Below are 11,995 nucleotides of genomic sequence, written 5' to 3'. Positions count from 1 at the left end.
AGTCCGTCATCGGGGCAGACAGGGAGCAAGGATGGGACCGCGGGTCAGCGCGAGCATATTGGCCGATCGCCTCATAGGCATGATCGGCCCGCGCGCTAGCGTCGCGCGCGGCGTGCTCGATCAGCACGGGCTGAGCGAATCGCATTATCGCAACCTGCCGCCCGATATCGTCGTCTTCCCTGAAACCACGCAGGAGGTCGCGGAGATCGTCAAGCTATGCGCCGGCGCGAACATGCCCATCGTGCCGTTCGGCGCCGGGACCTCGCTCGAAGGCAATGCGGCATCCATCGCCGGCGGCGTCTGCTTCGATTTCGCGCGCATGAACAAGGTGCTGACGGTGCACGAGAGCGACATGGACGTCGTCGTGCAACCCGGCATCACGCGAAAGCAGCTCAATACAGAGCTGCGCGGCACCGGACTTTTCTTCCCGATCGATCCCGGCGCCGACGCTTCGATCGGCGGCATGACGTCGACGCGCGCGTCCGGCACCATGGCAGTCCGCTACGGCACCATGAAGGACAATGTCATCGCGCTCGAGGTGGTGCTGGCGGACGGCCGCGTCATCCGCACCGCCAGGCGCGCCCGCAAATCGGCCGCCGGCTACGATTTGACGCGTCTGTTCGTGGGCGCGGAAGGCACACTCGGCATCATCACCGAGATCACGCTGAAGGTGCATCCCGTGCCGCAGGCGATCTCGGCCGCGGTTTGCAGCTTTGAGACCCTGCAGGATGCCGTGAACACCGCGATGTCGGTGATCCAGTCCGCGATCCCCGTGGCCCGCATCGAGCTGCTCGACGACGTCATGATGCGCGGCATCAATGCCTACGCCAAGCTCGGCTATCGCGAAGCCCCGACGCTGTTCTTCGAATTCCATGGCTCGGAGACATCAGTCGCTGAGCAGGCCGAGGCCGCGCAGGCGGTTGCCGCCGACCATGGCGGTCACGGCTTTGCCTGGGCGAAGGCGCCGGAAGACCGCAGCCGGCTCTGGCACGCCCGCGACAACACGCTCTATGCGGGCCTGGGCCTGCGGCCGGGCGCACGCGCGGTGATCACCGATGTCTGCGTGCCGATCTCGCGGCTGGCGGAGTGCCTGACCGAGACCCGCCGCGACGCGGACGAGCAAGGTTTTATCGCCCCGATCGTCGGCCATGTCGGCGATGGCAATTTCCACATGCTGATCCTGATCGACCCTGCGAAGCCGGAGGAGACCGAAGGCGCCAAGGCGCTTCAGGCCCGCATGGTTGCCCGCGCCATTGCTATGGACGGCACCTGCACCGGCGAGCACGGTATCGGGCTTGGCAAGATCGACTATCTCACCGACGAGCTCGGCGAGGCCGTCGACGTGATGCGGTCGATCAAGACCGCGCTCGATCCAAACGGCCTGATGAACCCCGGAAAGATTTTTGCGGGCGGAGCGCGCGCATGAGCAACGCCGCATTGGCCATCAAGTCTTCCCCACCCGTCCCGCTGCTCGAGCTGCGCAGCATCAGCAAGGAGTTTCCTGGCGTCAAGGCGCTCGACGACGTGTCCTTTGCCGTCTTCCCCGGCGAAGTCCACATGCTGCTCGGCGAGAACGGCGCCGGCAAGTCGAGCCTCATGAAGGTGCTGTGCGGCGCCTACCGCGCCGATGCCGGTGAGTTCTACTATCAGGGCGAGCAGGTCGCGATCAATTCGACGGCGGATGCGCGGAAGCTCGGCATCGCCGTGATCTTCCAGGAATTCTCGCTCGTCCCCCATCTCGATATCGCCCAGAATATCTTCCTCGGCCGCGAACCGCGGGGGCGCATCCCCGGCACCATCGACCGCCGCAAGATTCTGGCCGACGCCAGGCGCGTGCTTGGCACGATCGGGTTCGAGATCGATCCCTCCACCATTGTCAACAAGCTGGGGGTGGCGCAGCAGCAGATGGTCGAGATCGCCAAGGCGATCAGCCAGAACGCGCGCATCCTCGTCATGGACGAGCCGACGGCGGCGCTGTCCGACCGCGAGACCGAACTGCTGTTCGCGCTGATCGCGCGGCTGAAGGCCGACGGCGTCGCCATCGTCTATATCTCGCACCGCATGGCGGAGGTGTTCGCGCTCGGCGACCGCATCACCGTGCTGCGCGACGGCCGCCGCATCGACGGCGTTCGCCCCGCCGATGTCACGCCGGACCAGCTCGTCCGCATGATGGTCGGCCGCAACGTCGACATGACCTATCCGCGCAACTTTGCCGACAAGCCCGGCGAGCTGCTGCTGGAGGTCAAGGGCCTCAGTTCAATCACCGGCATCTCCGACATCAACATCGAGGTCCGCCGGGGCGAGATCGTCGGCCTCTGCGGCCTGGTCGGCTCCGGCCGCAGCGAGGTCGCGCGCGCCATCTTCGGCGCCGATCCTGCAAGCTCCGGCGAGATCGTCTTCGACGGCAAGTCCATGTCGGGCGAGCCTGATCTCGCCGCCCGCCGCGGCATCGCGCTGATCCCCGAGAGCCGCAAGAGCGAAGGCCTCGCGCTGCTGCGGTCGGTGAGCGACAATCTGGTGGTGTCGGCGTTGCGAAAACTGTTTCCGAACGGCCTGTTCGATCAGGGCAGTGCACAGCGCACGTCCGACGGCCTGATCCGGCAGCTTCGCATCGCGACGCCCAGTGCGCGCCAGACCGTCGGCCTGCTTTCCGGCGGCAATCAGCAAAAGGTCGTGATTGGCAAATGGCTCGCCGCCGGCTCAAAACTCTTCATCTTCGACGAACCGACGCGGGGCATCGACATCGGCGCCAAGTCCGAGATCTTCGCCTTGATCGACCGGCTTGTCGCCGAAGGCGCGGCGGCGCTGATGATCTCGTCCGAGCAAGTCGAGATCTGCCACGTCTGCGACCGCGCCTATGTGATGCGCGAGGGGCGCATCGCCGGGCACCTGACGCGCAGCGAATTGACCGAGGAGAACATCGTGCGACTGGGGATGCATCATGCGTGAAGCGGCGGTCGTTTCCCAACCCAATCCGCTGCAACGCATTCCGGGCGTAGCCATCGTGCTGGTGCTGCTGGTTACGCTGTTCAGCACGATTGCACCCGGCTTCCTCTCGGTCGCCAACCTCTCCAACGTGCTGGTGCAATCGACAATCCTGACCATGCTCGCGCTGCCGATGACGCTGATCATCATGACCGAAGGGCTGGACCTGTCGATGGGCGCGGTGCTGACGCTCACCTCGCTCTGCGTCGCGATCGTGTCGCTGGCGACCCAGTCGATGCTGCTGGGCCTCGGTGCCGGGCTTCTCGTCGGCATGGCCTTCGGCATCGCCAACGGCTGGCTGGTGGCGATCCTCGGCATTCCGCCCTTCGTTGCGACGCTCGGCACGCTCGGCATGGCGCAGGGCCTGTCGCTGATCGTTAGTGACGGCCAGAGCGTGGTCGGCATCCCCCACAGCGTGCGTGACATCTATTCGGCGACCCTTCTGGGAGTGCCCGTGCCGATCGTGATGGCGCTCGTGACCTATGCCGCCTTTCACGGCCTGCTCTATCACACCCGCTTCGGCACCTACATCTTCGCGCTCGGTGGCAATCGGGAGGCGCTGCGCTACGCCGGCCTCTCGCCCAACCGGCTGCTGATCGCGGTCTATGCGATCGGAGGCGCGATGGCCGGGATCGCCGGCCTGCTGATGACCGCGCGGATGAACTCGGGCCATCCCACTGCCGGCCTCGGTCTCGAATTCGATGCCATCGCGGCCGTCGCCGTCGGCGGCACCTCGTTCGAGCGCGGCAATGGCTGGCTGCTCGGCACATTGCTCGGCGTGATCTCCGTTGGCGTCTTGCGCAACGGACTGAACCTGATCTCGCTGCCGTCCTCCGTTCAGGTCGCGAGCGTCGGCGTCCTCGTCATCGTCGCGCTGTTCCTCGATGGCCTCAGGAGCCGCGCATGAGCGACATCACCAAGGACGCCATCGCCCCGCCCCGTTCCTTCCTGTCGCAGGATGCGATGCAGGCGTTCTATCGCCTGCTCGCGGCGCTGCTGATCTGCGCGGTGCTCGCCGTTCTCAGCGATTCCTTCCTGAGCCTCGGCAACATCCTCAACGTGCTCAGGCAGGCAAGCCTGACCTTCTTCATCGCTTCGGGCCTGACGCTGGTGGTCCTGACCGCAGGCCTCGATCTCTCCGTCGGCGCCAATGTCGCGCTGTCGGCCTGCATCGCGGGGACCGTGATTCACAAGACCGGCTCGCCGGCGCTTGGCGTCCTCACCGGGCTGGCCTGCGGCGGCATCGTCGGGCTGCTCAACGGCGTGATGGTCACAGCGCTGCGTATCCCCTCCTTCATCGCCACCTATGGCATGCTTTGGGTGCTGAACGGCCTCACCTATTGGTACATGGCGGGCGAAACCCTTCACGGCTTTCCGGCAGGCTTCCGCCAGATCGGTAGCGGCTATCTGTTCGGCCTGCCGATCCCGGTCTACCTGTTGCTGGTGTTTCTGGGGATCGGAACGCTGTTTGCGCAGCGCACGATCTGGGGCCAGGAGATCTATGCCATCGGCGCCAATCCGGTCGCGGCACGGCTCTCCGGCATCCCGGTCGCGCGGCGCCTGCTGCTGGTCTACGCCGTCTCCGGCACCATGGCGGGCCTTGCCTCGATCATCTTCCTGTCGCGGCTCAACTCGGCGGAGGCCGATATCGGCGAAAGCCTGACGCTGCCGGCGATCGCGGCGGTGCTGATCGGCGGCACCTCACTGTTCGGCGGCGTCGGCACTGTGTTCGGCACCTTCATCGGGGCGCTGATCCTGACGCTGGTGCTGAACGGCATGAACCTGTTGTCGGTCAGCGCCAACTGGCAGCCGCTCGTCACCGGCATCATCGTCATCCTCGCGGTCTGGCTCGACATGAAGACCCGCCGCCGTGCGCAATGAGTCTTAGAAATCCAACAAGCAAAATGAGGGATGGAGGCAACATGAAACAGAAACTGGGTTACCTGGCACTACCGCTATTGGTGGCTGCGGCGTTCACCACCGAAGTCCGGGCCGACGGCGAGACCATCGCCGTCTTCACCAAGAACCAGACCAATCCGTTCTTCCAGACGGTGCGGGTCGGCGCCGACAACATGGCGAAGACGCTGAACGCCAAGACGCTGCAATACATCCCGACCAAGCCGGATTCGATCCCCGAGCAGCTCAGCCAGATCGAGGACGTCGTGGTGAAGAAGCCCAGCGCCATCGTCTTCACGCCGGTCGACTACAAGGCGATGGTCCCCGGCGTCGAGAAGATCAACGACGCCAAGATCCCGGTGGTCAACATCACCGACCGCTCCGCCGGCGGCAAGTTCGTCTCCTTTGTCGGCGCCGATGATTACAGCCTTGGACTGGAGACCGCACGCTTCATGCTCAAGACGCTGGGCGGCAAGGGCAACATCGTCATCATCGAGGGCGTCAAGGGCTCGCTGACCAATGTCGATCGGGTCCGCGGCTTCAACGACGCGTTGAAGGAGAACGCCGGCGCAAAACTGCTGGCCTCGCAGCCCGGCAACTACCAGCGCCTGCAGGCGCTCCAGGTGATGGAAAATCTGATGCAGTCGAATGCCCAGATCGACGGCGTGCTCGCCGCCAACGACGCCATGGCGGTCGGCGCGATCGAGGCGCTCGACGGCGCCAACCGGAAAGCCCAGGTGATCGGCATCAACGGCACCAAGGAGGCGATCGATGCGATCAAGTCCGGAAAACTGCTCGCAAGCGGCGATTACAACGGATTCGCGCAAGGCTGCCTTGGCACCATGATGGCGATCCGGAGCTTGCGCAGCCAGCCGGTCATCGCCGAGATCGTGCTGAAGCCGACCGTCATCACCAAGGACAATTACCAGCCGTTCGACGTGCCGCTGGAGCAACGGAACTGCCCGACTTTCGAGGAAGCCAGCAAGCTCGGCGGCAAGTAGACCAGTTGATCAGGAGCACGGACGGCCGCGCTCGCGGCCGTCCCAAGAATCCGCAACAAACGGAGACCACCATGCTGTTCGCCATTCACGCCCTCGACCGCGCGGGCGCGCTGCCGACCCGGCTCGCCAATTACGATGCCCATAAGGCTTTCCTGAGCGACACCTCGCGCTTCGGCGTCAAGATCGTGATGTCAGGGCCCCTCGTTTCCAACGACGGCGCGACCATGATCGGCAGCCTGTTCCTGATCGAGGCACCGGGCCGTAGCGAGGTCGAAGCCTTCAACCACGCAGATCCCTTTGCCGCGGCCGGCATCTGGGACAAGGTCACGATCACGGGTTTTCTGCGCCGCCAGGGCTGACCGGCCAAAACAAAAATCTCGAAAACAACCCCATGCACAGTAGAACGGCGTTGTTTTAGCTTACGAATTTTCGACGCAAACGGCTTTGACGCGTCGGGCAAAACAGGGGCATGATGCCATCATCGCGGGATTGCCGCTCCCTGCCCCACCCGGACTTGACGCAAGCGCAGACAGCTAGCCGCTCATCGCTGTCGCACCGTCCTCGAGATGGCACGCCACCCACTGCTCCGGTCCGGCGGCGCGTAGCGCCGGCTCCTCCGTGCGGCAGCGGTCGAACACCAACGGGCAACGGGTGTGGAAGCGGCATCCGCTCGGTGGGTTGATCGGGCTCGGCACGTCGCCCTTGAGGATGATGGGATTGCGCTGGGCTCCCGGCTCCGGCAGCGGCACGGCCGAGAGCAGCGCCTTGGTGTAAGGATGCCTTGGCGCGGCGAAGATCTCGTAGCGCGGGGCCACTTCGACGATCTTGCCCAGATACATCACGGCGACGCGATGGGTCATATGCTCGACGATCGCGAGATCATGGCTGATGAACAGCAGCGCCAGGCCGAACTCGCGCTGGAGATCCTGCAAGAGATTAACGATCTGCGCCTTCACGGAGACGTCGAGCGCCGAGACCGCCTCGTCGCAGACGATCAGCTCGGGCTCGGCCGCGAGCGCCCGCGCAATGCCGATGCGCTGACGCTGGCCGCCGGAGAATTCGTGCGGCCTGCGGTTCAACGCCTCGCGCGGCAGGCGGACCGTGTCCATCAGCGCCGTCACGCGGGTTTCGAGATCGATCGCGGATTTGGCCAGGCCGAAATTGCGGATCGGCTCGGCCAGGATGTCGCGCACGCGCATGCGCGGGTTGAGGCTCGAGAACGGGTCCTGGAACACCACCTGCACGCGGCGGCGCATCTGGCGCATCGTGCTCGGATGGGCGTCGTCGATCCGCTGGCCGTCGAGGATGACTTGCCCCGCGGTGATGTCGAACAGGCGCAAAACGGCGCGGCCGACCGTCGACTTGCCGCAGCCGGATTCACCGACCAGCGACAGCGTCTCGCCCTTCGCGATTTCGAAGGAGACGCCGTCCACCGCATAGACCCATTCGGACTTGCGGCCGAACAGGCCTTTCTTGACCGGAAAATGCTTCTTGAGGTCGTTGACCTGGAGCAGCGGAGGACTCATGCCGCGACGGCTCCTTTGGCAGCGTAGTGGCAGGCGGCGACGTGACGGGGCCCCTTCTCTTCGAGCCCCGGCGCGTACTGCCGGCAGAGATCGGTCGCGAGCGCGCAGCGGCCGGCGAAGACGCAGCCGACGATGGGCTTGCGCAGATCAGGCACCTGCCCGGGGATCTCTGCCAGCCGCCTCGCGGTGCCGGTCAGCGATGAGCCGAGCCGCGGCACCGCACCGAGCAGGCCTTGCGTATAGGGGTGCCGCGGCGAGCGGAACAGCTCGGCCACCGGCGCCTCCTCGACCTTGCGGCCGGCATACATGACCATGACGCGCTCGGCGATCTCGGCGACCACGCCGAGATCGTGGGTGATCAGGATGATCGCAGCACCAACCCGGTGCTTCAGGTCCAGCATCAGCTTCAGGATCTGCGCCTGGATCGTCACGTCGAGCGCGGTGGTCGGCTCGTCCGCGATCAGGAGTTTTGGATTGCAGGCGAGCGCGATGGCGATCATGACGCGCTGGCGCATGCCGCCGGAGAGCTGATGCGGATATTCGGTCACGCGCCGCTTCGGTTCGGGAATGCCGACCAGCGTCAGCATCTCCACGGCGTGGGCCTCGGCGGCCTGCTTGTCCAGGCCCTGATGGATCATCAGCGTCTCGCGGATCTGCCGGCCGACCGTCAGCACCGGGTTGAGGCTCGTCATCGGCTCCTGGAAGATCATCGAGATGTCGTTGCCGCGGATCGCGCGCATCTCGCGATCGGACAGCTGCAGCAGGTCCCGGCCGGCGAAGCGGATGGCGCCCGCGATTTTGCCCGGCGGCTCCGGGATCAGCCGCATCAGCGACATCGAGGTCACCGACTTGCCGCAGCCGGACTCGCCGACGATGGCGAGCGTTTCTCCCTCGTTGACATGAAAGGACACGCCGTCCACCGCGCGGTTGATGCCGCTGGGTGTCCGAAAGTGGGTTTGCAGATTGTCGACTTCGAGCAAAGCCATCGCGATCAGCCCCTTGACATCATCAGAGGCTTTTGGCCATGCGCGGGTCGAGCGCATCGCGAAGGCCGTCGCCGAGCAGGTTCACGGCGAGCACGGTGACGGACAGGAAGGCCGCCGGAAAGAACACGATGTAGGGCTTGACCTGCCACAGCGCGCGTCCCTCGGCCATGATGTTGCCCCAGGACGGAATGGTGGGCGGCGTGCCCGCGCCGATGAAGGACAGGATCGCCTCCGTGATCATGGCGCTGGCGCAAATATAAGTCGCCTGCACCAGCATCGGCGCCAGCGTGTTGGGCAGGATATGGCGCAGGATGATCATCGGCGTCCGCGTGCCGCAAGCCACCGCCGCATCCACATAAGGCTGCTCGCGCAGCGACAGCACGACGCTGCGCACGAGGCGCGAGACGCGCGGAATTTCGGCAACGGTAATCGCCAGGATGACGTTGCCGACACTGGCGCGCGTGAGCGCCATCAACGCGATCGCGAGCAGGATCGGCGGGATCGACATCAGGCCGTCCATGAAGCGCATCAGAATGCCGTCGGCCCAGCGGATGAAGCCGGAGACGATGCCGATGGCGAGGCCGACGGCGGACGCGCATATCGCAACTGACAGCCCGACCGTGAGCGAGACCCGCGCGCCAAAGAGCACGCGGGAATAGATGTCGCGGCCGAGCACGTCGGTGCCGAACCAGTAGAGAGCCGAGGGCGCCCGCGTGCGCTTGGCCGGCGCGAGCGCGGTCGGATCGACGGTTCCGAGATAGGGCGCGAAGACCGCGATCAAAACGAGCGTCAGCAACAGCGCGCCGCCGAGCGCAATGGTGGGATGGCCGCGCAGGAAGCCGACGAAGCCGCGCCGGATCACGACAGGCCGAAGGATCTCCGGCAGTAGCGGCGCGACGACGAAGCCTGCCGGCAGCGCTTGCGGATTGACGGTCGTGTCGGTCAATAGCGGATCCTCGGGTCAACGAGCGTGTAGATGACGTCGATCATCAAATTGACGAGGACGTAGACGAAGCTGAACAGCAGCACGATGCCCTGGATCACGGGATAATCGCGGCGCAGGATCGCGTCGATCGTGAGCCGGCCGAGACCGGGGATCGCGAACACGCTTTCGGTGACGACCGCGCCGCCGATCAGGAGCGCGATCCCGATCCCGATCACGGTCACGATCGGGACCGCCGCGTTCTTCAATGCGTGGATGAACAGGATGCCGCCCTGCCCCAGACCCTTGGCGCGCGCGGTGCGGATATAATCCTGCTGCAACACTTCGAGCATGGTGGCCCGGGTGATGCGCGCGATCAGCGCGATATAGACGCAGCCGAGCGCGATTGACGGCAGGATCAGGTTCTGCAGCCAGGGCCAGAGACCCTCGGTGAGCGGCGTATAGCCCTGTACCGGAAGCCATTCGAGCTCCAGCGCGAAGACGTAGGCGAGGACATAGCCGACGACGAAGACCGGCAGGGAGAAGCCGAACACGGCGAAACCCATGATGGCGCGGTCGATCAGGCTGCCGGCCTTCCACGCCGCGACCACGCCGAGCGGCACTGCGATCACGATCGTAAGCAGGAGCGTGATGATCATGAGCGACAGCGTCGGCCCCAAACGCTGCCCGATCATCGTCGAGACCGGCAGATTGGTGAAGATCGAGGTCCCGAGATCGCCGTGCAGGATGCGCCAGACCCAGCTTCCGAACTGGATCAGGAAGGGCCGATCGAGGCCGAGGCCCTGACGGATGCGCTCCACATCCTCCGGGCTTGCCTGATCGCCCGCGATCACCACGGCGGGATCGCCCGGCGCGATGTAGAGCAGGCTGAATACGAACAATGCGACGATCGCCATCACCGGGAGGGTGGCGACGATGCGCCGGAGGATGTAGGAGAGCATCTGGTCTTATCGCACGATCATGCGGACTTCGATACACCCCAGAAGAAGGGCAATGGTCCCTTGGCAATGCCGGAGATGTTCTTGCGCCAGGCGGTGTAGCTCAGGAAGAAGCCGGTCGGCGCATAGACGACATCATCCATCGCCGCCTTGTTGAGGCGACCGATGGCGGCCTTCTCCTCGTCGATGTTCTTGGCCTCGAACCAGGACGTGACCTCTTTTTCGGTGGCGGGGCTGTTGGGCCAGCCGAACCACGCCTTGTCGCCATTGGCGCGAATGGCGGTGTAGGGCGCCGGATTGGTGCAGTCCGCGCCCGCATGCCAGGTGTGGAACATATTCCAGCCACCCTGTCCCGGCGGGGTCTTCGCGGCGCGGCGGGAGCCGACCGTGCCCCAATCGGTCGCGACGAAGTCGACATTCATGCCGAGCTGCTTCAGGAGGTCCGCGGTGACGTCGCCCTGCGCCTTGGTGATCGGCTGGTCCTGCGCCACGAGGCAGGTGACCGGCTGACCGGAATAGCCGCTCTCCGCGAGCAGCTTCTTGGCCGCGTCAAGATTGCGCTTACCCTTCAGGATATCACCGCCCATTTCGCTATAGAGCGGTGTATCCGGCGTGAAGAAGCCAGGCAGCGGTTTCCAGAGCGAATTGTCGTCGCCGACGATCGCGCGCATATAGTCTTCCTGGTTCATCGCCATCAACACCGCGCGACGCGCCCGCACGTCGTTGAAGGGCGGATACAGGAAGTTCATTCGGAACGAGCCGATATTGCCGAGGGGATCGCCGATATCGACGCTGATGTTCTTGTTCTTCTTCAGGACAGGCACGAGATCCGCGATCGGGCTCTCCCACCAGTCAACCTCGCCGTTTTGCAGCGCAGCCGCAGCGGTCGCCGCATCCGGCATCACAATCCATTCGACGCGATCGACCAGGATCTGCTTGCCGCCGGCAAGCCATGACGCCTTCTCCTGCCGCGGCACATAGTCGGCGAATTTCTCGAACACGGCTTTCGCACCGGGCACCCACTCGCCCTTCGCGAACTTCATCGGCCCGGAGCCGACATACTCGCCGATCTGCTTGAATGGGTCGGTCTGCGCGATGCGCTCCGGCATGATGAAGGCGCAAGGCGAATTGTTCTTGCCGAGCGCGTAGAGCATCTTCGGGAAAGGCTGCTTCAATACCCATTTGAAGGTGCGGTCGTCGACGGCCGTGAGCTCCTGCTGCAGCCCCTTGAGCATCAGGCCCATCGGATCACGCGCGGCCCAGCGCGTCAGGCTCGCAACGACGTCCTTGCTCAGAACCGGCTCGCCGTCATGAAACTTGAGTCCTGGCCGAAGCTTGAACGTCCAGATCGTGCCGTCGTCGCTCACTTGCTCGGATTCGACCATCTGCCGTTGTGGCGTCAGTGTTGAATCGATGCCATAGAGCGTGTCCCAGACCAGCGCCGCCGCATTGCGCACCACGTATTGCGTGCCCCAGATCGGGTCGAAATTGGCGAGGTTGGCCTGTGGCACGAAACGCAGGGTGCGGGCCGAAGCGCCTTGCGAAAGCGCCGGAGCCGAGATGCCGGTCAAGGCCAGACCGCCCGCGCCGGCCAGTCCCTTCAATACGGTCCTGCGATCCATGAAATCCTCCCAGTAATGTCGTGATGCCAGCCATTCGTTGGCCAAGGGCAGGTGAAACCGAAGTCCGTTAGCTTGCAAATGGTATGCCAGTAACCCGG

Annotated in this window: 11 protein-coding genes; 6 read left to right on the top strand and 5 right to left on the bottom strand. The window is 64.9% G+C overall.

The annotated features are described in order from the left end of the window. Nucleotides 1-31 precede the first annotated feature (31 nt). The 6 genes from IVB31_RS02815 to IVB31_RS02790 all read left to right on the top strand — a co-directional run bounded on the left by IVB31_RS02815 (nt 32) and on the right by IVB31_RS02790 (nt 6,241). A complete protein-coding gene (locus tag IVB31_RS02815; RefSeq protein WP_247318270.1) occupies nt 32-1,426 on the top strand; it encodes an FAD-linked oxidase C-terminal domain-containing protein in 1,395 nt (464 codons plus the stop codon). After that, entirely contained in the window at nt 1,423-2,949 is a 1,527-nt protein-coding gene (locus IVB31_RS02810) for a sugar ABC transporter ATP-binding protein (RefSeq protein WP_247318268.1), read from the top strand. Before IVB31_RS02815 ends, IVB31_RS02810 begins: the two co-directional genes overlap by 4 nt. After that, nucleotides 2,942-3,892, top strand: a complete 951-nt coding sequence (locus tag IVB31_RS02805) for an ABC transporter permease (RefSeq protein WP_247318266.1) — start codon at nt 2,942-2,944, stop codon at nt 3,890-3,892. Before IVB31_RS02810 ends, IVB31_RS02805 begins: the two co-directional genes overlap by 8 nt. Continuing rightward, entirely contained in the window at nt 3,889-4,866 is a 978-nt protein-coding gene (locus tag IVB31_RS02800) for an ABC transporter permease (RefSeq protein WP_247318263.1), read from the top strand. The genes IVB31_RS02805 and IVB31_RS02800 overlap by 4 nt, the downstream gene beginning before the upstream one ends. A 41-nt stretch (nt 4,867-4,907) precedes the next feature. Next, nucleotides 4,908-5,882, top strand: coding sequence for a sugar ABC transporter substrate-binding protein (locus IVB31_RS02795; RefSeq protein ID WP_247318262.1), 975 nt, complete (start codon nt 4,908-4,910; stop codon nt 5,880-5,882). A gap of 71 nt (nt 5,883-5,953) precedes the next feature. After that, nucleotides 5,954-6,241, top strand: a complete 288-nt coding sequence (locus IVB31_RS02790; RefSeq protein WP_247318260.1) for a YciI family protein — start codon at nt 5,954-5,956, stop codon at nt 6,239-6,241. 174 nt (nt 6,242-6,415) lie between these two features. Here the strand turns inward: IVB31_RS02790 and IVB31_RS02785 are convergent, their stop codons facing one another. Genes IVB31_RS02785 through IVB31_RS02765 form a run of 5 tightly spaced genes read right to left on the bottom strand, consistent with a single transcriptional unit; the run spans nt 6,416 to nt 11,897 of the window. Then, the gene (locus IVB31_RS02785) at nt 6,416-7,408 is read right to left on the bottom strand and encodes an oligopeptide/dipeptide ABC transporter ATP-binding protein (protein ID WP_247318258.1); all 993 of its coding nucleotides are present in this window, start codon (nt 7,406-7,408) and stop codon (nt 6,416-6,418) included. Further along, the gene (locus tag IVB31_RS02780) at nt 7,405-8,394 is read right to left on the bottom strand and encodes an ABC transporter ATP-binding protein (protein WP_247318256.1); all 990 of its coding nucleotides are present in this window, start codon (nt 8,392-8,394) and stop codon (nt 7,405-7,407) included. Before IVB31_RS02780 ends, IVB31_RS02785 begins: the two co-directional genes overlap by 4 nt. Before the next feature lie 22 nt (nt 8,395-8,416). Beyond that, nucleotides 8,417-9,340: an ABC transporter permease gene (locus IVB31_RS02775; RefSeq protein ID WP_247318254.1), complete on the bottom strand. Its 924-nt coding sequence runs from the start codon at nt 9,338-9,340 to the stop codon at nt 8,417-8,419. Next, entirely contained in the window at nt 9,337-10,278 is a 942-nt protein-coding gene (locus IVB31_RS02770; RefSeq protein ID WP_247318252.1) for an ABC transporter permease, read from the bottom strand. The genes IVB31_RS02775 and IVB31_RS02770 overlap by 4 nt, the downstream gene beginning before the upstream one ends. 17 nt (nt 10,279-10,295) lie before the next feature. Further along, nucleotides 10,296-11,897 carry an ABC transporter substrate-binding protein gene (locus IVB31_RS02765; protein ID WP_247318250.1) on the bottom strand — a complete coding sequence of 534 codons (1,602 nt, stop codon included), beginning with the start codon at nt 11,895-11,897 and terminating at the stop codon, nt 10,296-10,298. Between the last annotated feature and the right edge of the window lie 98 nt (nt 11,898-11,995).

The sequence above is a fragment of the Bradyrhizobium sp. 21 genome, assembly GCF_023073335.1.
Taxonomy (GTDB): Bacteria; Pseudomonadota; Alphaproteobacteria; order Rhizobiales; family Xanthobacteraceae; genus Bradyrhizobium.
This window is presented reverse-complemented; position numbering and strand designations above follow the sequence as displayed.

Coding starts and splice junctions, on each gene's coding strand:
- IVB31_RS02810 (WP_247318268.1), top strand. CDS start 1,423: ATGAGCAACGCCGCATTGGCCATCAAGTCTTCCCCACCCGTCCCGCTG.
- IVB31_RS02765 (WP_247318250.1), bottom strand. CDS start 11,897: ATGGATCGCAGGACCGTATTGAAGGGACTGGCCGGCGCGGGCGGTCTG.
- IVB31_RS02795 (WP_247318262.1), top strand. CDS start 4,908: ATGAAACAGAAACTGGGTTACCTGGCACTACCGCTATTGGTGGCTGCG.
- IVB31_RS02770 (WP_247318252.1), bottom strand. CDS start 10,278: ATGCTCTCCTACATCCTCCGGCGCATCGTCGCCACCCTCCCGGTGATG.
- IVB31_RS02785 (WP_247318258.1), bottom strand. CDS start 7,408: ATGAGTCCTCCGCTGCTCCAGGTCAACGACCTCAAGAAGCATTTTCCG.
- IVB31_RS02780 (WP_247318256.1), bottom strand. CDS start 8,394: ATGGCTTTGCTCGAAGTCGACAATCTGCAAACCCACTTTCGGACACCC.
- IVB31_RS02790 (WP_247318260.1), top strand. CDS start 5,954: ATGCTGTTCGCCATTCACGCCCTCGACCGCGCGGGCGCGCTGCCGACC.
- IVB31_RS02815 (WP_247318270.1), top strand. CDS start 32: ATGGGACCGCGGGTCAGCGCGAGCATATTGGCCGATCGCCTCATAGGC.
- IVB31_RS02800 (WP_247318263.1), top strand. CDS start 3,889: ATGAGCGACATCACCAAGGACGCCATCGCCCCGCCCCGTTCCTTCCTG.
- IVB31_RS02805 (WP_247318266.1), top strand. CDS start 2,942: ATGCGTGAAGCGGCGGTCGTTTCCCAACCCAATCCGCTGCAACGCATT.